Origin of the sequence: Pseudomonas sp. Marseille-P9899, from assembly GCF_903166565.1 — a bacterium.
Taxonomy (GTDB): domain Bacteria; phylum Pseudomonadota; class Gammaproteobacteria; order Pseudomonadales; family Pseudomonadaceae; genus Aquipseudomonas; species Aquipseudomonas huaxiensis.
Window position 1 is genome coordinate 1,016,697 of the sequence record NZ_CAESCG010000002.1, and the last position, 23,590, is coordinate 1,040,286.

Sequence of the window (23,590 nt, forward strand, 5' to 3'; positions counted from 1 at the left end):
TTGCCAGAAACATTCCTGGGCCAAAGAGCCTGACGACCGGGTCGTCAGGCTCTTTGGGTTTCAGGTAGTTGGACCCGTGAGTTGGAGCCGTACTTGCTTAGCAGTTTCAGCTATTGTGTTGCCCTTTTTGTGAGTCGCATTAAAGGCTTTCAGTTCCGCAATGCCTAACTCATCAAGGACTGGGCGTTTAGTAAGGGGGGCATTTGGCTTAGGGGCGAAGACTTGGGCAACGGGTGTATCTGGCAACGGCCTTTGTGTCCTGGGCGGTGGAGGTGGGGGAACATTGGACGCGGCCACTGAGGCCGTTGTTCGGGTTGTTTGGGTTGTTTGGGTTGCTTGGGTTACTTGAGTTGCTTGAACTCGAAGAAAACGGTTAGGTACAAGTCCTTGGTCCAAGTAATTGCTACCGTTGGCCAGTGGATTTCTAAAGCCGGTTCGCGTGTCATCGATTGACGATGAGCTGCTTTTCCCCCCATTGAACTTCAACGAACCCAACCCTGCGGCCATCGAAACGATCCCCAACCCGAAGCTTATCTGGCCCAGGACCTTCTTTGTCTGCTTGTCACTGACCAGTGACTGTGCCACCCCCGTGCCCAGCGCTGCCACGCCGGCAGTAATGGCTGTCACGGCGAGGCCACCCTGTGCCGCAGTCGCGAGGCTGCCGCTTATCATCAGTGCATAGGCGGGTGCGAAACCGCCGAACGACAGCACGGTCAGCCCCGCCCCGAGGACACCCAGGCCAAGACCTACCCAGCTCGCGCCTTCCCAGAACTGCCCGGTTGGGTCGCGCAGGTTCACCGAATCGCCCCCGCAGTACATATACGGGTTGAGGCCCCCGGCGCCGAACGGGCTCAGCCCGTCGGGGCTGTGGAAGCACTTCAGTTCCGGGTTGTAGGCACGGTAGCCCTTGCCCAGCAGGTACCAGCCGGACAGGCTGTCGCGCACTTCACCGTTGAAGCCCAGCACGGTGTTCATGCCGTCGTCGCGGCGCTCGCCATAAGCGCTGTAGGCGGTTTCGCGCAGTGTCTGTTGCTGGCTTTCGCCGCGCACGCTGCGGTTGGCGTCCGTCAGCAGCAGCAGGGTTTCGGCGGGCGCACTCATCTGTTGCTGGCCCAGCGGCCGATCGCCGTCATACAGGTAGCTGATGCGGGTGTTGCCTTGTACCGTGCAGCCCAACTGATTGCCCTGGTAGAAGCGCCGGGTCTGTGCCTCCTCGCCGTGGGTGACGCCGGTCAACTGGTTGTGCCCGTCGTAGCGGTATTCGCTGATGTCTTGACCGTTCTCGTCGGTGACCCGTAGCAGGCGACCCTGGCTGTCGTAGTGCAGGCCGTTGCCGTTTTCGTCGGCGAGCAGGTGGCCGTCGGCGTCGTAGCTCAGGTCCTGGCTCTTCAGGTAGTCGGCGTGGGTGTGGGTGATACGCACCAGTTGGCACGGATCGTCGTCGGCGAAGCTGCGCGTCGATTCATCGTTGCTGCCGTCGGCGAAGCGGGTGCTCACCTGCAGCAGGTTGTCCAGGCCGTCGTATTTGAAGGTCTGCGAGGCGATGGCGTTGCCGTAGCGGTCCGTCGGCAGGGTTTGGCCCGAGCAGTCGTGCTGGATCAGCCGCCCGCGCACGTCGTAATCGAACACTTCCTTCAGCAGCGAGGTGCCGGCGCTTTGCTGGTGCCGGCTCTGCAGGCGGTTGTCGAGGCGCCAGGTTTGGGCGAGGGTCTGTGTAGGCTGGCCGCTCAGGGCCAGGGCGCGTTCGATTTCCCGGCCATGGTCGTCGAAGGTCAGCGAGGTGACCAGTTCGGTGCCGGCGTCCAGATCACGGGTGGTGGTGCGCCACGCCCGGCCCAGGCTGTCGTAGGCAAAGCTGGCTCGCAGCCGGCCTTGGGTGACGGTCTCGACGCGGCCTTGTGGGTCGTACGCGTAAACGCTTTGCTGGCCGTTCACGTCCGTGTGCTGAATCAGGCGACCGGCCAGCGAATACGTGGACAGCGCTTCCCAGGTCGTGCCGTCGACGATCCAGCGTTCATGGCTGAGGTAGCTGGCGCTGTCGTAGTCGAACTCGCGGCGGCCCTGGTTGTTTTTGGTCGCGATCAACTGCGCGTTGTCAGGGTCGTAGGTGTAGCTGGCGTCTTCGTCCAGGGCGATCAGGGCGACCGGCTGCTGGGTGAGGTTCGGGGTGTATTCGTAGTGGATGCTCTGGCCGCCGGCGGTAATCCGTTCATCGGGCTGCAACTGGCCGTTCGTGTACCGGTACTGCTGACTGCGCGGACCGACATCGGCGCGGGTCAGGCGCTCGAGGCCATCGAACTGCTGTTCGCCCAGGCGCAGGGTGGCGCGGTTGCTACCGCCCAGGGTCACATCAATGCTGACCGCCAGTTCGGCGCTGCTGTGCTCGGCGTAGTCGCGGACGATCTGGGTTTCGTCCGGCAGCACGGTCAGGCTGACGCGGTCCCATGGGTCGTAGCGGTAGAAGGTGCTTTTGCCGAGGACGCTGATTTCCTGGCGGCAATGGCCTAGGCCGTCGTAGCGGAATTCCGCGGTGCTGACCACCTTGTCCTGGCTGTCGAGCACTTCGCTTTTCAGCGGTTTTTCGAACAGGTTGTAGGCCACTCGATCGACGTTGCTGCGCTTGCCGTCGGTGCCTTCCTGCCAGGTGCGACGGGTCATGCTGACCGGGTCGTAGAGCGCATGGGCGATGACCCCGTCCGGCCCGGTCACGCTGTCCTGTTCGCCCCATTCATCGTAGGTGTAGCGGCTGGTCAGGGCTGCGGTCTGGCTGCCCAACCAGTCGAATTCGGTGCTCTCGCTCAGTTGCCCGAAGGCGTCATAGGTGGCGCTGTAGGTCTGGCGCAGCGGCTTGGTCGCCGGGTTGCCGTCGACGTCCTGGCGCAATTCGCTGACTACCCGTTGCAGCCCATCCAGCACGCTGCGGGTCTCTACGCCCTTGACGTCGATAGCGGTCTGGGTTGGTTGCCCGGTGGCCTGATTGACCAGCAGGTAGCGGTACTCGCGCAGCGCTTCGACCGAGCTGCCCGGTGCGACTTTCTCTTCAATCACCCGCCCCAGTTTGTCGTACGTGTAGGCAATTTCCACATCGTTGTCATCCCGCTCCAACAGCGCGCGGCCATTGAGCAACGAGTGCTCGAGGATGATCACCTTGCTCACCGCGTCGAAGCTGGTTTTCAAGGTTTCCATGGTCCGCAGCACCGGCTGCGCGGCGTACTGGCCGGTGGCTTTGACGTAGGCGTAGTCGGTGGTGGTGGTCTTGCCGTTGAGGGTCACCGCGGTCTGCGACCTGCGCCCATGTTTCAGGCTGTCGGTCGGCGCGTTGATGTAGGTGTGGCGGGTCTTTTGCAGCTCGGCGTTGCCGCCGCTGACGTGGACCAGCGTTTCCTGTTCCAGCGCCAGCCACGGCCAGATGCTGCCGCTCAGCCCCGGCTGGCTGATGTAACGGTGCTGAGTGCGCAATACCGGGGCGTCGTTGAAGTCGCTTTTGGCCGAAGTCACGGTTTTCTGTTTCAGGTGCCGGACGAATTTATGCGGATCAGCCGGGCAGCCGTCGCTGGCAGCTGCCGGATAGTACTCGCTGGCTTCGCTGATGCCGTTGGCTTGCACCTGCAGGGTGAGGTTGCCGTGGATGTCGTACTCGCTGCGCACCACTTCGTCGCGGGACTGGCCCGAAGTGCTCTTGCGGTACCAGGTGGTGGTCACGGTCTTGGGCAACTGGCACTGCGCTGGTTGCTGATCGAACGGCAGGCTGCTGTCGTCAGCGTAGTAGTGGGTGCGCACACGCTTGACCGCATCGCCCTGCTCGGTGAGCTCTTCACTGGTCAGGTGGAAGCGGTTGAAGGTGCGGGTGATGCTGCGCCGCGCGCGGTTGTTGGCGGCGTCCCAGAGTTGCTCGACGGTACTGTAGGTGTAGGCGCCGGAGACTTTGTAGAGGTTGTCCAGGCCGTCGTCGTCCCAGCTCAGGTTGGGGGCGTTGCGGCCGAGGAAGTTGTTGTCGGAATACTCGTAGCGGGTGTCGATGGTCGGCTGGTCGGCGCCGGGGTCGTGCAGGTGACGGCTGACCCGCGGCAGGGTGCGTCCGCTGTTGCCGGGGAACTGGTGCGGCTTGTTGTCGTATTCGATGGTCTCGTGTCCGCCCAACGGCCCTTCGACGCGGTTGATACACAGCAGGGTGCTGTGGGTGGCGTAGGCAAAGCGCCAGGAGGCAGGGGCGGTGGGCAGCTCGACGCGGATGACCCGCGAATCGCTGCCTTCGAAGATCAGGTTGAAGCTCGCTTCATGTGAGGTGCCCGGGTGCAGTTTCACGCTTACGTTACTGGAGCCGCGGACGATGCCGAGCAGGCGGACGCCGTCGGCATTGGCGATGCTGCTGAGCAGGCGGCTACCGGAGAAGGCGGTGTAGCTGAGGGTGATGCGGTGGCCCTGGGGCGAATACTGAACCACCGGTAAAGCCACGGGGTCGCCGGTTTCAGTGGCCAGTTCTTCGACCAGGCCGGATTTGTGCACCACGCGGAAGCGGTTATCGGCGAGTTTGAACAGACGGAAGGAGGGGATTTTCTGCTCCTTCATCAGCAGTTGCCCACTGCCGTCAGTGGTGGTGCTGGTGACCTTGAAGGTTTCGCCGGAGGACAGGGAGACGATGCCAGTGTCGGTGTCGTACTGGCTCAGTTGCAGGTTCCAGCCTTTGCCGAAACCCGAGTCAATGGTGTTGAGCGGGCTGTAGGAAAGGCGCAGGGGAACATTGGGGCCGCTGAGATCATTGCCCTCAAGTTCCGGCAGCGACAGGCTGCAGGTGTATTGGCCGGTACGCGGATCGACGCCGGTTTCGACGAAGCTGAGGAAGTTGAAGGCATTGGAGTGGATATTGGAGGACGTGGTCATGGTGGCGTTCCTTCAGGTATCAGAGGGCGGGTAATGTCCGATCAATCGGGAGCGGCGGAGCGTTTGATGGTGACGCACGACAGCTTTCCGTCGATTTGCCCGGTGGTCATTTTTTTCTCCATTCGTAGTAAACCGCCCGAGCCGGCCACGATCCTGCCGACGGCGGTCGCTGCGGTAATAGTGAGGCTGAGTGGGGTTTCGAATGAAAAGTTGTGTTTTACAGTCTTGAAATATAAGTAAAAGTTCTGATCGTTCTTCTCATTGCAGTCCGGGCTGTCATGGAATGAAATAGTCGTCGCGGAAGGAGCATTGAGTAATTTAAAGAAGTAGATCTCGTCGTTTTCGCAGTTTTCCGATTCGTGGAAGTTATGCTCTCCGGTCACTAAGTCAATGGAGCACGACAAGTTTCCAGGAACACCGTCTTGTTGGCCTTTTTTATAAAGCTCCAATGTTCCATTGCTGCGCGTATCAGCAAGGGCAGGCAGTGCTGCGGCGATTGCCAGAAGCAGCAAGAGTGCCCTCAGGTAGCGCGACGGCGCGGGGAGTTTCCGGATGACTTGCATGGGCTGTTACTCCGTTGTTTTGAAAAGACTTTCATGGGTAAGTGATGAAGCCCGATGGCCGTGTTCGCAACTACGGTAGCACTGCGGCAAAGGCGGCGAACCTAGCATTTTTGTCAGTAGGCGGCCCCCGGCAAGTGGCGTAGCGTGGTGACCGTATTCACGTCCAGGCCGGTGCGAAAGTGTTCACTTGAATGAAACACTCCGCACAGGAAAGCCATAAACAAGGAGAACGACGATGAGCAATAACAATCACAGTGTCGATGAACTGTTGGCCTGGTTGGATGGCAAATCCAAGACCTATGGGTGGGGCGCCGTCGTCGCCTATGATCGGCGCAGGACTAACCGGCTGCTGGACCAGCTCTATATAGAACGGTTTAATTCCAAAAGTTTTCTGCCGTTGATAAACGAAACAATGGAGTCCAGCGCTTATTCCAAGGAGCACCTCACCAACTTGAAGTTGAGCGCACCCCGGTTGGCATTCTCCAATGCCGATCTGGAGAGCTCCCGGTCCACCCTGACCATGGACTTCGTGGGCGGGATGATCATGACCGAGCTGGCCGCCAGCGGCGCACCGGCGCGAATTGACAGAATCCTGAAAATTCTCCCTGTGGGTGGGCCGCAATTGACCATGGTGATGGACCTCAGGCAAGTAAGCGGCACTGTCGGTACTGTGGGCGAGGTGGGGTTGAGCATCGCAGAGGGCCGGGAGTTCAAGGCCAACTTCGTGCTGGGCGATTTGTCCCAGGAACAGGTGGGTTCTCGTTTCAAGGTCCTGTTCGAGGAACTGGAAGACCATCAGAAAATCTTTCCACTGGGCGAACTGACCGGCGACCTGAATGGCCCGCTGACGCCGGAAGCCTTCGCCATTCGCACCATGCCAGCGCCGGGCGCCACAAGGGCGTCGGCGAACAACTACGGCGATGGTGCGGTGCTGTTGTTCGTTCGACTCAAGGGCGGTACCAGCGGTGATTACCCCGGGAAAGGGTCGGGCTTCAAATACCTGATCCCGGCGGACAAGAACGGCAAGGAATATACGGGCAGCATGTTACTTTCGAGTCGTACGTTGTTTGATCAGTTGTTGCGAGAGCATGCCGAGTCAGCGGTAGGCCAGGGATTGAAGTTTGCTCCTTACACGGGCGGTATTGATATCGCCTGGCGGTTGGCAGCAAACGCGGGAAGTATTTCCTGTGATGTGGATATCACTGTGCCCGGGCAAAACTCTCCGGATGCCTCCTGTAATTTGAAGTCCTCGCCTGGCTTCGCGTTCAACTCAAGCAAATCACCCTATACCGTGCAGGCAAATGCCATGGGGTTGTCCGTAACATGGAATGTAGAGGTGGGCGCCGATTACAAGTACAAAGCAGATAAGCCGGGTTGGTGGGACGAAAACAAGGAAGGTGTCATGGCGTGCTCACTCGCGTGGAGCTCCGGATTCGATGCGCGGCTGGATGCGCAGGGGGTTGTTTACTTCGAGCCCAAAACTGACGACTTGAAGCTGAGTTTTAAAATTGATGAATACCTGGACGGTTTCCTGACCGGACACAATGATTTTGATGACCGGTCAGTGAGTATGCGCGTTCAGGAAAAAGTGAAACCGCTGCTGGTTTCTTATTTGAAAAAGTTCAGTGCGCCCAATGTTGACACTTTTCTGATTCGCAACTTGTTGTTCCCTGGCCAGAATGCCTTGCAACTTCACGACGTCTATGTTCCTGGCGATCTAGCCTTGTTCGGCCATATTGATCCGCTGCGCACCTCCGCTGCGGTGTCGCCGCAGCAAGTGAACCTCCAGCCGGGAGGCACCCAGAAATTCACCCTCGAGCCGGCACTCAGTGGCGTCACCTGGAGTGTGCGCAACACGGACCCTGGCGAAGCCGATGTCGGCACCATCGATGCCAGCGGCTCGTACAAGGCACCCGCAGCCAATACCCTGAAAGAGGGCTACCGGACAGTGGTGGTGACCGGCAAAGGCAAGCTCGATGGCCAGGATGTCAGCGCCTCGGCCCTGGTTTCGGTGATGGCCAGCACCATCAGCGTGTCGCCCATCTTCCAGGTGTGCGGTGCAGGGGACAACGTTACGCTGACCGCCGCGATCATGGGCGGCGGCAATCCGGCGTGGTCCCTGAAAACCCCGGCACTGGGCGGCAAGCTCAGCACTACCACGGGCGCTGAATGTGTGTACACCGCTGCGGCCAGCAGTGCCGACCGCGCGAAGATTTACATCGAGGCGATTCAGGTCAAGAACGCGGCCGCCAACGAGACGGTCGAGGCGTTACTGCTGGTACTGAACACCCTGATCAATCTCCCCGTGGTTATCAGCGAGGCGAGCAAGCCGGAGACCGGGCAGGTGCAACTGCAGGCGGTGGGCAAAAATGGCCCGGTCAATCCGCCGCCTGATGCCACCTGCACGTTGCTTGTCAGTGGCGGAGGCACCCTCAGCCCGTCGGGCGTCTTCACAGAGCCGGCCAATGCCAACGGCTTTGCCGTTGTCTCCGTGGTGATCCCGGGAAACTTTTCCGATGACATCGGATTCATCGTCTTGCCATTGCCGTTGTCGACCTACGCCGACATTTCCCGCCGGGTCAGTGACTCGATCCAGGCGCACTCCAGGGCGTTTGCCCCAGACCTGCCTTGAGCCCTCTGCTTTACCCCAAGGCCGCTGCCGTTGCTTGAACGGCGGCGGTGCTTATACACCGACAGGATGAAATGAAATGTCCGACCAATCCCTCAATGGCCTCCTGCAATGGATGCAAGGCACATCTGTCACCCGTGGCTGGGACGCCGTTGTCACCATGAACCGGCCCAAGGTCAATCAACTGCTGGAGCAGCAGTACATCTCGCAGTTCAACCAGAACAGTTTCCTCAAGCGCATCCACGGCAGTGTGCCGCTGACCAGCAGTGGTTATGAGGTGCTGGAACTGACCGGGCTGTTGCTCAGTCAGCCGCGGCTGTCGTTCGAAACCGCCTCGCTGAGTGACTCCCGTGCCCACCTGACGATGGACATCGTCTCCGGCATGGTCGCCTACAAGGTCAAGGCACCCGGTGTGTCGGAGCGAATCACGTCGAGCTTTGCGATCACCGAACAGCACCTGTTCACCCTGGTGATGGAAGTGGACCTGCACGCGGTGATCGGCTCCGTGGGCCGCAAAGGCGAGGTGGTTCTCGATATTGCCGAGGGCTATGACTTCAGTTGCAACCTGGTGGACCAGCCGCTGGCGCAACAGGCGCTGGGTGAGTTCTTCCATGCGCTGTTCAAGCGCCAACCCGCCAGCGCCCGCCGCTATGTGCTGGGCATGCTGGATTTCGACCCGGACGACAAACTGGCGCCGCGCAATTTCCAGGTGCGTACCCAGGCTGCACCCGGCGCGAAAGTCGCAGGCTCCGACAGCTATGGCGAAGGCGCGGTGGTGCTGTTTGTGCGTACCCGCGAGAACCTCCTCGACGGCTCCACCCCGGGTGACGACAGTGATTTCCGCTACCTGATCCCCGACGACCGCGAGGCCGGCTCGGGCAAGCCGCGGTATTCCGGCTCGTTGATTCTGGCCAGCCGTGCGGTCTTCGACTGGTTCATTCAGGGTTACCTGGAGCGCAATATCGGTCGCGGGCTGTCGTTGTTGCGCACCTCGGACTCCAACGACCTGGCGCGGGGGCTGAAGGCGCGTGCGGGGAGCTGGACGGTGGACGATATCGAACTCTCGCATTCCGGTGGCGGTTACAGCCAGAGCGCGTCGAACAATGTGCCGCTGACCTTCGATTTCGCCAGCAGCGCAGCAGGCTCCGCGCCGTTCGAGGTGTCGGTGGGAGCCGGCGGGCTGCTCAGGTTCGCCTGGAAAGGGGTGAATACTTTTTCGTTTCACTTCACCCGCAAGGAGTTGCTGGGGGGGGATGTAAGGAAAGAGGACGCCAATGTCCGCTTTACCCACAATCTGGAGTTCTTCCTGAAGGCCAGTGTCGATCCGCTCACCAGCGTCGTGATCTTCGCTTCGGCGCCAGGTGGTTCCAGTTCGGCCTCGGTGGAGAAAATCAGCGGTGATATCGATCTCTTCAACGGCTTCGCGAATGTGTTCGAGGCGAGGCTGAAAGGCCTGATCGACAGCATGCACGACCAGCTCAAGGAGATCCGCCTGCCGGAGCTCGACCTGTTTGCCATAAACCACCTGCTGTTTCCTGAGCAGAATGCGCTACTGCTGACCCACGCCGCGCTGCCTGGCGACCTGGCGCTGTTCGGGCATATCAATCCCAAGCACACCGCACTCAAACTTGAGCCCTCCATCGTGCATGTCCTGGCCGGCACCACGAAACAGTTCGCGGTGCTCGAACAGCAGCTCAAGGGCAGGGCGGGCAAGCTCACCTGGTCGGTGCGCAGTATCGACGGCAGCCGTGCCTTGGGCGACATCAACCAGAGCGGCATGTTCACCGCACCGCCGCGCGAGCGCATGGTCGGCCAGGCGGTGCGCAATGTGGTCACCGCCACCCTCGAGGACGGCGGCAACACCTTCAGCGCTTCGGCGCTGGTGGTGGTGGTGGCCGAAGCGCTGGTGGTGACACCGGGGATGGCCACCGTCGACCTGCAACGCCCCGAGCCGGTCACGTTGAAGGCTTCGACCCTCGACGGAGGAACCATCAAGTGGACACTGCGCAGCGGTGGCGGCTCATTGCAGGCCAACGGCAATCAGGCGGTCTACACGCCACCGACCAGCATCGGCCAGCCGGTGGCCGCGGCCCATATCGAGGCCGAGGACACTTCGACCGGCGCGAAGGTCGTGGCGACGGTCTTGTTGCTGCAGTCGATTTTCGCGCTGGCGCTGGCCCCGGCCTTCCACCCCGGCCTGCCGCCGGGTGCCTCGACGCGGGTGCGGCTGGCCGATGAAGACTTGCCTTCCGATGCCATCCGCTGGTCGGTCAGTGCCGGGGAGGGCACGGTCAATGCCGAGACGGGCGTGTTCACCGCGCCGGCCAGGATCACCCTGCCTTACAGCGTGGTGCAGGCCACGGCGGAGGATGATTTCAACGACTACTACGGCTACAGCATCATCTATCAGTCCGAATACGCCAGCGAAGCGCGCTGGAGCGAGTTGCTGAAGTTCGAGCTCAAGGCGATGTCTTCGCTGCAGTTATTTGCCAACGGCCAGCAGCAGGTCGAGGTGGAGGTTGAAGTCCAGCCGAGGGATGTCGATGAGGTTCTTGTGGATCTGTCGGACGCTGAGCTGAACAGCATCGTGCTGGTCAATGCGCACACCCTCGAGCCGTTGCCCCGGGTTGATAGCGAAGGTGTGCCGGTGGACGGTGATTGGGCTTACAACGAGTCGCACAATGATTATCTGTTTCATCCGGGTGGTCGTGATCGCACCAATGGTGTGAACGCCCGGATCAAAACGCTCTACGTGCAGACTCGCGCGGGTTCGAAGACGACCATCGCCGCCATGCTGACGCGCGATGACCTGATGCCGTTCTACTCCAACGAAAAGGGCAACGGAAGCGACAAAACCATCGAGCCGATTCCGGTGCAGCCACCGAAATTCGACAATGCCAGCTACAAGTTCGAGGTGACGCGGGTCATTGGTGAGGAGGACAACGACTACCACCTGGACACCGTCGACTACTACATCCTGCAGCTGACCCATAACAGCGAAAACATCCACTTCCGCCATATCGAGTTCGAAGAACGCAGCGGCATGGTGCAGTGGGAGAGCCGCCAGTTCGAGGAGGACGTGGTCAGCTACACCGGCTACGCCTTGCGCGGCGATACCGAGTTGCGCTTCGACACCGGTCTGTATGACCACATCCCCGATGCGGTCAGGCCCGAGCCTGGAGTGGTGCCGGGTGAGGAATGTCCGGAGGGCGCGTTGTTGATCAGCCTGCACCGCAGCCAGTACTGGCGCTTCGACCTGGCCTGTGAACAGACCTATGCCCGGCCGGTGAAGCTGCGGATCCTCGATGACTACGGCAACCAGCACCGTCTCCAGGTCAATTTCCGTTCACCGAGCAATCGCAACGAGTTGCGCATCACCGTTCTCTGATCGGCCTGTCTCGATAGCCGTGACCCTGGCCTCGGTGGCCGGGGTCACGGTGTGATGATTGCCCTGTATGGAGTTCCTTGTCATGACCACGTCCTCCAACATCCATTCCAATGCCTTCAACTTCCTCAGTTTCGTTGAAACCGGCGTCGACCCGCGTACCGGCCAATACACCTGCAGCCTGTCGCTGCCGGAACTCGAGGGCAACGACCTCAGCGGCCCCAATGTTCCCCTGCGCCTTTCCTACAACCCGCTCAACACCGTCGACTCGGGTTTCGGCAAAAGCTGGAACCTGCAACTGAGCCAGTACGACACCTTCAGTGGCATCGTCTCCCTGGCTTCTGGCGAAACCTTCAAAGTCACCAGCACCAGCTCCGACGGCAGCGGGCAACTGCTGATGAAGGAGCAGAAAATTCCCTCCTTCCGCCTGTTTGACATCGGCAACAATCGCTTCCGCGTGGTGCACAAATCCGGCCTGGTCGAAGAACTGGCCACTGAAACCGGTGACCCCGTTGCCTTGCCGGTGATCCAGTATTCACCCCAGGGCCACCGCATCACCCTCAGTTACACCGCCTTCTCCGGTGGCCGCCTGCTCAACAGCATTACCAATGCCGACGGTGTTCGTCTGCTTGGCATCATCCGCGGCGCCAGTAACGTAAGCGTGTCGCTGCACGGAGGCCTGCATCAAGCGAGCTTCAAGCTGATCTTCGAGGGCAGTGACGCTCGGGTCATCCGCGTCGAGCTGCCCACCGACCCTGTCGCCTCCTGGCGTTTCGGCTACGCCACCCATAGCACCCTGCTGTGCATCAACCGCGTCGAAGGGCCGCTCGGTGGGCGCGAGACCATTGAATACGACAACAGGCCGCACCAGTTCCCCGGCGACAGTGGACGCACCCTGCCGCGGGTCAGTCGTCACCTGCACGACCCCGGCGCCGACCAGCCGACCATCGACACCCGCTACGAGTATTCCGACAACAACTTCCTCGGCCGCAACGCCCCCGGCTTGAGCTGGGATGACGACGGCCTGGACAACCTCTACAAGATCCCCGGCACCTACACATACAGTACCGTCGAGCAACTCTGGGATGCCGCCAACAACCGCGCGCGGCGCAGCATCACCCGCACCTTCAACCGTTTCCACCTGATCAGTGAAGAACTCACCGAGCAGGGCGATGCGGTCAAGCGCGTTCGCACCCACTACTACGCTGACGACAGCAGCCTGCCATTCGATCAGCAACCGGCGCAGTGCCAACTGCCCAAGACCGTGACCACCACCTGGTACCGCAAAAGCACCTCGGGGCAGACCCGCGACGAAGTGGTGCGCAGCGAATACGACATCCACGGTAACCTCACCCTGCAGGTGCAGGCCAATGGCATCAGCGAAGCCAGCGAGTACTACCCGGCTAGCGCCAGCGACGGCTGCCCGGCCGACCCGCATGGTTTCGTCCGGCACCTGAAACAGAAAACCGTGACGCCGGGTCAAGGCGACGTCAGCGACGCTCCGGTGTTGCGCACCCAGCACCGCTACATCAGCCAGCCGGCCCTGGTCGGCAGCGGCAGCACCTGGCCGTGGCTGGCGCTGGAGCAGGAGACGCTGGTCCACGTCAACGGCGGCAATGCCGAGCTGCAAAAGACCCGGCACACCTACATCAACATGCCAACCGACAACCTGACGCACGGGCGCAAAGCGCAGACCGCGGTGACCCTCAACGGCAAGACCACCAGCACTGACTACGCCTACGCCAAAGTCATCGGCCAGTACGCCGGGCAACTGGTGCTGCGGACCCTGGAAACCCTGAAAACCAGCTTCGACGCGGTGAGCAAGGTGATCATCCTGGAGCACTCGCTGCTCAATGGCCGCCCGCTGCTGGAGCGTGACGACAACGATGTGGAAATTGCCTACGCCTACGACAAGCTGGGGCGGGTGACCGAAGAGAAAGTCGCACCGGGCAGCTCGGTCGAAGCGCTGCGCGAGTACCGCTACCTGCTAGTCAACCAGGTCACCGGGCAGCCAACCCAGACGGCCATCGACGTCAAGGGAGTAGAGACCCGCAGCGTGCTGGATGGCCTGCAACGAGTGGTGAGCGAACTGCGCCAGGACGTCGACGGCAACCCGGCGACCAGGCCGCTACGCCAGACTTACAGCGCCACCTACGATGCCTTCGGGCAACTGAGCGAGAGCACCGAATTCGACTGGCTGGGCAGCCAGACCACGGCCCTGACCAGCCGCTACACCTATGACGAGTGGGGCGAGCAAGACAGCGTGACCGGACCGGACGGCGTAACTGACTACACCCGCACCGACCCCGTGGCGCTGCGCGTCGAAACCTGGCGCGAGGGCATGGGCAAGACCGTGACTCAAAACAACCTGTTCGAGAAACCGGTCACGGTTGAACGGTTCGATCTGGCGGGAGGGAAGGTCAGTCTGTACGAGTATTTCTATGACGGCCTGGGCCGGACTTCGCATGAATACGACGAACTGCGGCAGTTCCGCTTCTATCAATACGATGCGTTCGACCGCATGACGCTCAACGGCCTCCCCGACAGCGCACAGGTCGAGCGGCGCTACGCCGACCACAGTACCGAGGACTTGCCGACCTGGATCGGCGTCGACGGAGTCGTGCTCGGTGAGCAGGCGTTCGACGGGCTCGAACGCCTGTACCGCTCCGTGACCGGTGGGCGCGAGCGCACGTTCGCGTTCGACGGCGGCCAGCAGCAGCCGTCCAGCGTCACCACGCCCAAGGGCGAGGTCATCGCGTACGAGTACAACCCGAACCTCGGCGAAGAGCCTATCCAGCGGCGTATTCAGGGGGCCACCGCCGACTATGAGTACGACAAGGACAACGCCCAACTGCTGTCCAGCCGTGAAAGCGACCAGAGCCTCAATTGCACCTACTACAGCACCGGTGAGCTGAAGACCGAACAGCGCGTCAATGCCGGCAAGACTCACGAGATGGCCTACGAATACAGCCTGCGCGGACGCTTGCTGAGCTACACCGATGTGCTCGGTCAGCAACAGCGCTATGAGTACGATGGCGGCGGCCGGCTGGAGTCGACCACCCTGGGGCAGACCGAATCGCACTTCAGCTACAACAGCAGTGGCCTGACCTCGCGCATCGTCACCGAAGACACGGCCGAGGGGCACAGCGTGCGCATTGATCTGGAATACGACGATTTCGGTCGCGAGATCCTGCGTACCTTCACCTTCGACGATGGCGTGGTCCAGACCCTGGAGCAACGCTACACCGTCCGCGACGCCCTGGAGCAGCGAATCCTGCGCCAGGGCAGCACGCTGCTGCGTGACGAGACGTATGCCTACGACGCGCGAGGGCGGCTGGAGGATTACCGTTGCACCGGTAGCGACCTGCCGCTGGACCCCTGGGGCAAATCGATCCAGCGCCAGGTGTTCGAATTCGATGCGCTGGACAACCTGATCACGGTGCGCACGGTGTTTCCCGGTGGCGAGAACCTGGCCACGTACCTGTTCGAAGACCAGGACCCGACCCAGCTCAGTGCGGTGCGCAACAGTCATGCCGACTATCCCGCGCTCATGAGTCTGGACTACGACGAGGATGGCAACCTGGTCCGCGATGAACAGGACCGCAGCCTCGAATACGACGCCCTGGGGCGGCTGCTCAGCGTCAGTGACGCCAGCACCGGAATCCTTCAGTACCGCTACGACGCGCAGGACATCCTCAGTGGCAGCGTCGGCGGCGAGGGTGATGAGCAGCGCTTCTACTGTGATGGACAATTGGTCAATCAGTTGCAGGGTGACGAGCAGCGCACCTTCATCCGGGGCGGCGAGCATGTGCTGGCCGAAAGGCTGACCGGCGAGGGCGATCTGCTGCTGGTGACCGATGCAAAAAAACACGGGACTGGCCGAGCGTGACAACCAGACCCGTGGCGGTTGCCCTGGCGCGGGTGTGGCTGCTGGGCCTTGCCTGTTGTCTCCGCCACACCTGACATTTTTACCAGTTGTTGCCTCACCACCACCTTGTTAGCGTGACCTCATCGTGGTGCCACTGCCCGGGGAGAAACACAATGAATGGACAAAACGGTGTTCAAGCCTGTGCGGCCGATCTGCGACAGGTGCTCGACGAGGTGAACCTGAACTGCAACCTCGACTTCGCCGAGTTCCAGGTGCTGCACGACGCCGCCGATGCGCGCCTCGACGCGTTGGTTCGGCGGCATCAGAATCGCCGCGAATCACAGCACCTGGAGCAATTCCAGATGGCCTGCGACCAGATGGCGAAGATGCTTCAGGTTTCGTGCCTGGCGCTGCAACGGGCACACCTGAACGAGAACGAGCGCGATCAGGTACGCGAGGCCTACGAGTTCCAGGTGGCTTACATCCAGGCCTGCCTGCACCGTTCTTTCCAGGACTTCTGAACCCCGCCGGGCGGGCCTGCCTGACCGGAGTGCCGTCACGGATGGCTGTTCCGGTCATTGCCGGGTTGTAAGTGGTTGCGGACAATCCCTGTCAGTCTTTTCCGCAACGGACAGCCCGGTATGTCGCAACAGGTCTTCTTCGCTCACGCCAACGGCTTCCCTTCGGCCACCTACGGCAAGCTGTTCAGCGCCTTGGCGCCGGACTATCAGGTTTGCCATCTGCCCCAGCACGCCCATGACCCGCGTTTTCCGGTGAATGACAACTGGCTGCAACTGGTCGACGAACTGATCCATCACCTTGAACAGCAACCCGAGCCGGTCTGGGGCGTTGGCCACTCGCTGGGCGGCGTGCTGCACCTGCACGCGGCGCTGCGTTGCCCGCAGCTCTATCGCGGGGTGGTGATGCTCGACTCGCCGGTGCTGACCCTGGCGGACCAGTGGCTGATTCGTCTCGCCAAGCGCTGGGGCTTCATCGACCGCATCACTCCGGCCGGGCGCACTGAGGGGCGGCGCGAGGCTTTCGCCGATCTCGATCAGGCCCGCGCCTATTTCGCCAGCAAGACGCTGTTCCGCGCATTCGACCCGGAGTGCCTGGAAGCCTATCTGCAACATGGCCTGAAACAGGAGGGCGATGCCTTGCGGCTGAGCTTCGATCCTTCTATCGAAATGAGCATCTACCGCAGCATCCCGCATACCCGTCCGGCCCATCCCGGGCAGTTGCAAGTGCCGCTGGCGATGGTCCGCGGCAGTCACAGCCGCATCGTCAAGGCCCACCACGCCCAGGCGGTACGACGCATGCCCCGGGGCGAAAACCATAGCGTCGTCGGTGGACACATGTTTCCCTTGGAGCGCCCGGATGAAACCGCGCAACTGATCAGAAACGTCTTTCAGCGCTGGCAGGAGAAACAGGTATGAGCAATCCGGTCGAAGAGGTCCGCCTGGACCTGGGCCATGTCGAACTGGCTGCGCACCTCTACGGCCCGGCGGATGGCCGCCCGGTGATCGCCCTGCACGGCTGGCTCGACAACGCCAACAGCTTCGCCCGCCTGGCGCCGAAGCTGGACGGGCTGCGCATCGTCGCCCTGGATTTCGCCGGGCACGGTTATTCCGGGCATCGCCCGCCGGGTGCCAGCTATGCGCTGTGGGACTACGCCCACGATGTGCTGCGGGTCGCCGCGCAACTGGGCTGGGAGCGCTTCGGGTTGCTCGGGCATTCGCTGGGCGCCATCGTCTCGGTGGTGCTGGCGGGCAGCCTGCCGGAACGGATCACCCGCCTGGCGCTGATCGACGGGGTGATCCCGCCGGGCGCCAACGGCCAGGACGCCGCCGAGCGCATGGGCATGGCGCTGCAGGCACAACTGCGCCACGACAGCAAGCGCAAGTCGGTCTACCCGGTGCTGGAGCAGGCGGTGGAGGCGCGGATGAAGGGCATGGTCGCGGTCACCCGCGAGGCTGCCGAACTGCTGGCCCAACGCGGGCTGGTGCCGGTGCCGGGTGGCTTCAGTTGGCGCAGCGACAGCCGCCTGACCCTGCCGTCGCCGCTGCGCATGAGCGAAGAGCAGGCCATGAGCTTCGTGCGCCGCGTCGCCTGCCCGACGCAATTGATCGTCGCCGACGATGGCATGCTGGCGCGCAACACGACCCTCCTTGAGCAGCTACCCTTTAGCCTGGAACACTTGCCCGGCGGTCATCACTTGCACTTGAACGATGAGGCCGGCGCAACGCTTGTTGCAGACTGTTTCAATCGCTTCTTTGCCATTCCTTGACTTGTATCGGGCAACTGTCGAGGCTTGGCGGGTTTTGATCAGGGAGACAATCATGACCCAGCACGACTTACGCCCCCTTCGCCTTGCCCGCGCCGCACCCGTCGGCGGGGTTCGCCGATGAATGCCATTCATACGTTGCGTGCCGGTCTGGCCGGCCTGTTGCTGGTAACCGGTGCGGTTCAGGCCGGTGGCGAACTGCCGGTTCCGCAGGACGCCAAGATGGTTGATGAACGCCCTGCGACGGAAGTGGAGCGCGTCTACCCGTTGGGCGGGCTGCGCAAGATCAGCGGCCAGGTGCGCATGGACGGCAAGATCGAGGCCCGTGGCCAGCTCCATTCGGTCACCTGGGAATTGCCCGCCGAACGTAGCGCCGCCGAGGCGTTCAAGGCCGCTCGCGAAGCCTTGCAGGCCGATGGCGGTTACCCGCTGTTCTGGTGCGAGGCCCGTGACTGCGGCGAGAACAGCCTGTGGAACGAGCTCTTCGGCAACGCCCGGCTGTCCGGCTCGGATCAGGACCAGTTCTTCATTCTGCTGCGTCGCACCGGCGCCGACTCCGACACGCTGGTCGCCCTCTACGCCATCACCCGCGGTAACAAACGCATCTACCTGCACACCGAACAGTTCGAAGCCAACGCGCCCCTGGGCGAATTGCTGCCGACGCCTGCCACCGTCCTGCGCGAGCTGCGCAGCAATGCCAGGCTCGACTACCCTGATCTGAACGCCGAGCCGCCCCAGGCCTGGGTCAATCTGCTGGCCCGCAGTCTTAACCTGGACAGCACGCTGCGCGTGGTCCTCACCGGCGCCCAGGCCCAGGCCTGGCTGGACCAGTTGACCGCCGCTGGGGTCCGTTCGGCCCGGCTCGAAGTCGGTGGCCAGGCGGCGAACGGCCTGCATGTCGAACTGATTCGCTGAGCCGGGAGGCGTGATGCTCAACAATGATCGGCTGCTGGTGCAGATTCTGTTGCTGGCGCTGCTGGGCGCCGGCCTCTGGGTCATGGCACCGTTCATCTCCGCGCTGCTCTGGGGCGCGATCCTTGCGTTCGCGGGCTGGCCGCTGATGCGTCTGGTGCCCCGCCTCTGCGGCGGGCGCGAAACCCTCGCCGCGAGTTTCCTTACCTGTTTATGGTTGCTGCTGGTGGCGCTGCCGCTGGTGTGGCTGGGTTTCAACCTCGCCGACCATGTGCGCGATGCCACCACCTTCATTCGTGACGTACAGGTCGACGGCCTGCCCGATGCGCCGTCCTGGTTGGGCAGCGTGCCCTTTGTCGGCGAACGGCTGGTGCGCTTCTGGGACACCATGGACCAGCAGGGCGCCGCCTTGCTGGCGACGGTCAAGCCTTACCTCGGCCAGGTTGGCAACTGGCTGCTGGCCCGCAGCGCGCAGATTGGCAGCGGGATTCTCGAATTGATCCTCAGCCTGGTCTTCGTGTTCTTCTTCTACCGTGACGGGCCGCGTCTGGCGGCGTTCGTCCTGCGCCTGCTGGAGCGGCTGATCGGCGAGCGTGCCGATTATTACCTGGGACTGGTGGCGGGGACCGTGCAACGGGTGGTCAACGGCGTGATCGGCACTGCCGCCGCCCAGGGCTTGCTGGCGCTGATCGGCTTTCTTATCGCCGGGGTGCCTGGGGCGCTGGTGCTCGGGTTGGTGACCTTCATGCTCAGCCTGATCCCCATGGGCCCGCCGCTGGCCTGGATTCCCGCCACTGCCTGGCTGGCGTGGAAGGGCGACTACAGCATGGCGGTGTTCCTTGGAATCTGGGGCACCTTTGTCATCAGTGGCGTGGACAACGTGCTGAAGCCTTACCTGATCAGCCGCGGTGGGGATTTGCCGTTGGTGATCGTGCTGCTTGGGGTGTTTGGCGGGTTGTTGGCGTTTGGCTTTATCGGGTTGTTTATTGGCCCGACCTTGCTGGCGGTGGCCTACAGCTTGTTGCTGGATTGGTCGCGGCATACGCCGGTGGTTGATCGGCCTTAGGCCTTGAGCGTTCGAGGCCATTCGCGAGCAAGCTCGCTCCTACAGAGTTCGGTGTCATATCTGTAGGAGCGAGCTTGTCGGGGCGCCGAACCGTCGCGAAGGGCTGCAAAGCAGCCCCAAAACCTCTCAATCCAGATCCAGCTTCGCCTCGATCCGATCCAGATGCAGATGCATCAACCGCAACGCCGCCTCACTGTCTCCATCCTCCAGCGCATCCACCAGCGCCGCATGTTCTTCCCACGCGCAATGCTCGCAGGCCCGGCTTTCGTATTTGGCGATGATCAGCGAGGTCATCGGCACCAAACCGTTAAGGAAACGCGCGAGCGGGGCATTGTCGGCAATCTCCGCCAGCTTCAGGTGAAACTCGCCGCCCAGGCGGATCGCCGTGCAGCGTTGGCCTTGTTCATGGGACTGCCGCTCGCGGGAAATCAATTCGCGCAACTGGCGCAACTGCGCCGGACGCGAGCGCCGCGCCGCCAATTCAATCAGGGTGGTTTCCGCCAGCCGCCGTGCGCTCAATACCTGCCGCGCCTGCTCCGGGTCCGGCGCCGCCAGCCGTGCGGTGTGGGCCGGACGCTGGACGATCACCTGCTGGTCCGAAAGCCGCCCCAGCACGCGGCGGATCACCGTGCGGCTGACCCCGAACGCTTCGCCCAACGCCATTTCGGTCAGCGGCGTGCCAGGGGCCAGGCGCTGTTCGAGAATCGCATCGAACAGCCGCGGATAGATTTCCGCGGCCGACAGGCGCCGCTCGCCAACGGCCAGCAGCGCGGGCAGGGCGGACGCGGTGGAAGTGACGGGGGCAACGGCTCTCATCTGTGCTCTCCTGGAAGTCAGTAACCGGGCTGTTCGTCCGGAATCTTCAGTTCAATACCCATGCGCCGGCCTTCCTGCAGGATGTGCCGGCGCATTTGCGCGCTGGCCTGGGCGCTGTCCTTGTTGCGGATGGCGCGCACCACTGCTTCGTTTTCTTCAAGGCGCGCGGCCAGGTGTTCGGGGGATTTGCGCAGCATCTGCGCGCTCTGCTTGAGGGCATTGCCGGTCTGCTGCACCACGCTCTGGAAAATCGGGTTGGAGGTCAGGGCAAACAGCGCCTCATGGAAGGCGATGTAGGCGTTGACCCCAGCCTCGCCGTCGCCGGCGTCCAGGGCTTCGCGCATGTCCATCAGGGTCAGGCGCAACTGGCCGGTTTCCTGGCTGCTGATGGACTGCGCCACCAGCCCGACGATGAACGGCTCCAGGGTGTAACGCAGTTGCAGCACGTCTTCGAGGCTGGCCTCGGCCACGCCGGCCGGCGCCATGACCAGCTCGTTGCTGTCGGCGTCGAGTACCAGCACGCCTTTGCCGGGCATCGAGCGCACCAGACCGAGGGTTTCCAGCACCGTTACCGCTTCACGCAGGCTGGGCCGGCTGATGCCGAGTTGCTCGGCCAGCTCGCGCTGACCGGGAAGCATCTCACCGGAGCGCCACTGGCCGCGGGCCAGGGCCTGGCGCAGTTTGTCCACTACCGCATTCACTACTGTCGAGGAGGTAATCACAGTTCGCTCCGTGAGAAGTCGTTCATTGGCTTCCTAGAATTCCTGCTGATGGGCCGTCTTGCGCGTCTGGAAGGCGAAGCCCTGCTTGCCTTCGAGCACGTTGTGCGCGCGCTCCAGGTCGATGTCCTTCTCCCAGCGGGCGATGGCCACGGTGGCGACGCAGTTGCCGATCAGGTTGGTCAGCGCCCGGCCGATGCCCATGAACCAGTCCACCGCCAGCACCAGCACCAGGCCCACCACCGGAATCGCGGGAACGGCGGTCAGGGTTGCGGCCAGAATCACCAGCGCCGAGCCGGGAATGCCGTGGGCACCTTTGGAGGTCACCAGCGACACCAGCAGGATGGTCATCAGATCGGTCATGGCCAGCGGCGTGCCGGTGGCGTTGGCGATGAACACGATGGCCAGGGTCAGGTAGATGGAGAAGCCGTCGAGGTTGAAGGAGTAGCCGGTGGGAATCACCAGCCCGACGGTGGAACTGCCGATGCCCAGGTGCTCCAGCTTGCGCATGATCTGTGGCAGCACGGCGTCGGAAGAAGCGGTGCCGAGGACGATGGTCAGTTCTTCACGCAGGTACTTGAGGAACGGCAGCATCTTGAGACCGGACACACGCATCACCAGGCCGAGAACCAACAGCACGAAGCCGGCACAGGTGAGGTAGAACAACGCCACCAGACCGCCCAGGTGTTGCAGCGATTCCAGGCCATATTTGCTGGTGGTGAAGGCGATGGCGCCGAACACACCGATGGGGGCCAGGCGCACGATCATGCCCATGATGCGGAAGATCACATGGCTCAGTTCGTTGATCAGTCGCGAAATGCCCGAGGCCGATTCGCCCACCAGGTTCAGCGCACTGCCGAACAGCACCGAGAACAGCAACACCTGAAGGATGTTGTTGTCGGCGAAGGCGCCGATCACCGAGGTGGGGATCAGGTCCATGAGGAAGGCTGTGGTGCTGTGGATATGCTGCCCACGCTCGGCGAGGCTGCTGGCGTCCGTCGCGGAAAGTTGCTCCAGATGGATGTTGGCGCCGCTGCCGATGCCGGTGGAGAAGGCGAGCACCAGACCCAGGACCAGGGCGACGGTGGTGAGGACTTCGAAATAGATCACCGACTTCAGGCCGATGCGCCCGACTTTCTTCAGGTCGCCGGCACCGGAAATGCCGCTGACCACCACGCAGAACACGATCAGACCGATCAGCATCTTGATCAGTTTGATAAAGCCGTCACCAAGGGGTTTGAGTTGCAGGGAAAGGTCGGGGAAGCTCAGGCCGCAGGCGATGCCAAGCATCAGGCCGAGCACTACTTGCAGGAAGATCGAACGCGAGCACCATTTGAGCATGGGAGGGATCTCTGGTCGGTGTCCTGGCTGCCGGGGTGACGGCGCGTCGGACTTAATTATTGTGGTCTTACCGGTATGTCCAGTGCGCGGGCAGTGTAAGCGCGTATTTTCGGTTTTCGCAAGAGGTGGCGCGATAATTGGTTTTACCGGTCTGACCAGTTGGCGTACCAGGCAAGAATCGGCAGAAATGCCAGGGGTCGGTCAGTGCTTGGACAAGACCTGATCCACCGCGGCGATCAGCCGTCCCAGGTCGTTCGGAGGGGCTTTGTGAATGACGCCAAACAGATAGGCGCGTTGTTCGTCTTCAGTGTCCAGATCGGTGAAGAAGGCAGTGAGCTTGACGCCCAGCACCTTGGCAAAGACGAACAAGGCTTCAACGCTGGGAGTGTAGGTACCGGTTTCGAAGCGGCTTATGGTCTTGGGGTCGAACCCGGCTTTTTCGCCCAGTTCAGCCTGGGTAAGCCCGGCGACCTTGCGACAGCGTCTGATGGCTGAGCCCAAACTTGAAATTTCCATCGCTCAATTCCCATTTAGAATCAAGAACTTAACGACAAAAAATTTTAATAGACAACCTCTCCTGCCATCACCCTGGATTACAAAAGGTGATGTATCTCGTAGACTTTGCAGCTTGGACAGATTTTCCCGCAGTGGGTTTGGCAGAGAGCAACCCGCAATTTTCCTGCGGCTCATGGAGCTTTATCGTGCGTCTCAACTTACCGATTACCGCGGTGGAACAGACATTTCCCGATCAGCAACGGCTGATTTCCGCCACCGACACCGCCAGTAATATCACTTACTGCAATGCCGAATTCGCCGCCATCAGCGGCTTCAGCCACGCTGAACTGATCGGCGCCTCGCACAACCTCGTTCGCCATCCCGACATGCCCGCCCAGGTCTTCGAGCAGATGTGGCAGTACCTCAAGGCCGGCCAGAGCTGGATGGGGATCGTCAAGAACCGCTGCAAGAACGGCAATTTCTACTGGGTCAGCGCCTACGTCACACCGATCCTGGAGAACGCGCGGCTGGTAGGTTACGAGTCGGTGCGGGTCAAGCCGACCCGCGAACAAGTGCAGCGCGCCGAAGCCCTTTACGCCCGGCTGCGCGAGGGCAAGACGCCGGTGCCGCT

The 23,590-nt window shown here is 62.1% G+C and carries 14 protein-coding genes and 1 pseudogene; 9 read left to right on the top strand and 6 right to left on the bottom strand.

What is annotated here, in order from left to right:
* Positions 1-60: 60 nt before the first annotated feature.
* Positions 61-4,881 carry an RHS repeat domain-containing protein gene (locus HWV67_RS13995; RefSeq protein WP_175651646.1) on the bottom strand — a complete coding sequence of 1,607 codons (4,821 nt, stop codon included), beginning with the start codon at positions 4,879-4,881 and terminating at the stop codon, positions 61-63.
* Positions 4,882-4,922: 41 nt separating this feature from the next.
* Positions 4,923-5,444 (bottom strand): hypothetical protein, encoded by a 522-nt coding sequence (locus HWV67_RS14000; RefSeq protein WP_175651647.1) that lies wholly within the window; start codon positions 5,442-5,444, stop codon positions 4,923-4,925.
* Between the two features lie 235 nt (positions 5,445-5,679).
* Between HWV67_RS14000 and HWV67_RS14005 the strand changes: the two genes are divergently transcribed.
* The 8 genes from HWV67_RS14005 to HWV67_RS14040 all read left to right on the top strand — a co-directional run bounded on the left by HWV67_RS14005 (position 5,680) and on the right by HWV67_RS14040 (position 19,588).
* Entirely contained in the window at positions 5,680-8,076 is a 2,397-nt protein-coding gene (locus HWV67_RS14005) for a hypothetical protein (protein ID WP_175651648.1), read from the top strand.
* Between the two features lie 76 nt (positions 8,077-8,152).
* Complete coding sequence (locus HWV67_RS14010; RefSeq protein ID WP_175651649.1) at positions 8,153-11,461, top strand: hypothetical protein; 3,309 nt, start codon at positions 8,153-8,155, stop codon at positions 11,459-11,461.
* Positions 11,462-11,543: 82 nt separating this feature from the next.
* The gene (locus HWV67_RS14015; protein ID WP_175651650.1) at positions 11,544-15,347 is read left to right on the top strand and encodes an RHS repeat domain-containing protein; all 3,804 of its coding nucleotides are present in this window, start codon (positions 11,544-11,546) and stop codon (positions 15,345-15,347) included.
* Positions 15,348-15,499: 152 nt separating this feature from the next.
* Positions 15,500-15,847 (top strand): hypothetical protein, encoded by a 348-nt coding sequence (locus HWV67_RS14020; protein WP_175651651.1) that lies wholly within the window; start codon positions 15,500-15,502, stop codon positions 15,845-15,847.
* A 120-nt stretch (positions 15,848-15,967) separates the two neighbouring features.
* Positions 15,968-16,762 (top strand): alpha/beta fold hydrolase, encoded by a 795-nt coding sequence (locus HWV67_RS14025; RefSeq protein WP_175651652.1) that lies wholly within the window; start codon positions 15,968-15,970, stop codon positions 16,760-16,762.
* Entirely contained in the window at positions 16,759-17,613 is an 855-nt protein-coding gene (locus tag HWV67_RS14030) for an alpha/beta hydrolase (RefSeq protein ID WP_175651653.1), read from the top strand. The genes HWV67_RS14025 and HWV67_RS14030 overlap by 4 nt, the downstream gene beginning before the upstream one ends.
* A gap of 117 nt (positions 17,614-17,730) precedes the next feature.
* Positions 17,731-18,525, top strand: a complete 795-nt coding sequence (locus tag HWV67_RS14035; protein WP_175651654.1) for a DUF4892 domain-containing protein — start codon at positions 17,731-17,733, stop codon at positions 18,523-18,525.
* Between the two features lie 13 nt (positions 18,526-18,538).
* Complete coding sequence (locus HWV67_RS14040; RefSeq protein WP_175651655.1) at positions 18,539-19,588, top strand: AI-2E family transporter; 1,050 nt, start codon at positions 18,539-18,541, stop codon at positions 19,586-19,588.
* A 126-nt stretch (positions 19,589-19,714) separates the two neighbouring features.
* Here HWV67_RS14040 and HWV67_RS14045 read toward each other — a convergent pair whose 3' ends face one another.
* From HWV67_RS14045 to HWV67_RS14060, 4 genes are all read right to left on the bottom strand, one after another.
* Positions 19,715-20,404, bottom strand: a complete 690-nt coding sequence (locus HWV67_RS14045; RefSeq protein WP_175651656.1) for a GntR family transcriptional regulator — start codon at positions 20,402-20,404, stop codon at positions 19,715-19,717.
* 17 nt (positions 20,405-20,421) lie between these two features.
* Positions 20,422-21,126, bottom strand: a complete 705-nt coding sequence (locus HWV67_RS14050; RefSeq protein ID WP_095159144.1) for a FadR/GntR family transcriptional regulator — start codon at positions 21,124-21,126, stop codon at positions 20,422-20,424.
* Between the two features lie 33 nt (positions 21,127-21,159).
* Complete coding sequence (locus tag HWV67_RS14055) at positions 21,160-22,464, bottom strand: C4-dicarboxylate transporter DctA (RefSeq protein WP_175651657.1); 1,305 nt, start codon at positions 22,462-22,464, stop codon at positions 21,160-21,162.
* 201 nt (positions 22,465-22,665) lie between these two features.
* On the bottom strand, positions 22,666-22,980 hold the full coding sequence (locus HWV67_RS14060; protein ID WP_175651658.1) for a helix-turn-helix domain-containing protein: 315 nt from the start codon (positions 22,978-22,980) through the stop codon (positions 22,666-22,668).
* 89 nt (positions 22,981-23,069) lie between these two features.
* Between HWV67_RS14060 and HWV67_RS32110 the strand changes: the two are divergent.
* Positions 23,070-23,492 (top strand): annotated as a pseudogene (locus HWV67_RS32110) (PAS domain-containing protein); the annotation flags it as partial.
* Positions 23,493-23,590: the final 98 nt, after the last annotated feature.

Excerpts from the sequence above, each read along its gene's own strand:
- HWV67_RS14040 (WP_175651655.1), top strand. The coding sequence starts at position 18,539 with ATGCTCAACAATGATCGGCTGCTGGTGCAGATTCTGTTGCTGGCGCTG.
- HWV67_RS14000 (WP_175651647.1), bottom strand. The coding sequence starts at position 5,444 with ATGCAAGTCATCCGGAAACTCCCCGCGCCGTCGCGCTACCTGAGGGCA.
- HWV67_RS14005 (WP_175651648.1), top strand. The coding sequence starts at position 5,680 with ATGAGCAATAACAATCACAGTGTCGATGAACTGTTGGCCTGGTTGGAT.
- HWV67_RS14010 (WP_175651649.1), top strand. The coding sequence starts at position 8,153 with ATGTCCGACCAATCCCTCAATGGCCTCCTGCAATGGATGCAAGGCACA.
- HWV67_RS13995 (WP_175651646.1), bottom strand. The coding sequence starts at position 4,881 with ATGACCACGTCCTCCAATATCCACTCCAATGCCTTCAACTTCCTCAGC.
- HWV67_RS14020 (WP_175651651.1), top strand. The coding sequence starts at position 15,500 with ATGAATGGACAAAACGGTGTTCAAGCCTGTGCGGCCGATCTGCGACAG.
- HWV67_RS14055 (WP_175651657.1), bottom strand. The coding sequence starts at position 22,464 with ATGCTCAAATGGTGCTCGCGTTCGATCTTCCTGCAAGTAGTGCTCGGC.
- HWV67_RS14045 (WP_175651656.1), bottom strand. The coding sequence starts at position 20,404 with ATGAGAGCCGTTGCCCCCGTCACTTCCACCGCGTCCGCCCTGCCCGCG.
- HWV67_RS14015 (WP_175651650.1), top strand. The coding sequence starts at position 11,544 with ATGACCACGTCCTCCAACATCCATTCCAATGCCTTCAACTTCCTCAGT.
- HWV67_RS14060 (WP_175651658.1), bottom strand. The coding sequence starts at position 22,980 with ATGGAAATTTCAAGTTTGGGCTCAGCCATCAGACGCTGTCGCAAGGTC.
- HWV67_RS14030 (WP_175651653.1), top strand. The coding sequence starts at position 16,759 with ATGAGCAATCCGGTCGAAGAGGTCCGCCTGGACCTGGGCCATGTCGAA.
- HWV67_RS14035 (WP_175651654.1), top strand. The coding sequence starts at position 17,731 with ATGAATGCCATTCATACGTTGCGTGCCGGTCTGGCCGGCCTGTTGCTG.
- HWV67_RS14025 (WP_175651652.1), top strand. The coding sequence starts at position 15,968 with ATGTCGCAACAGGTCTTCTTCGCTCACGCCAACGGCTTCCCTTCGGCC.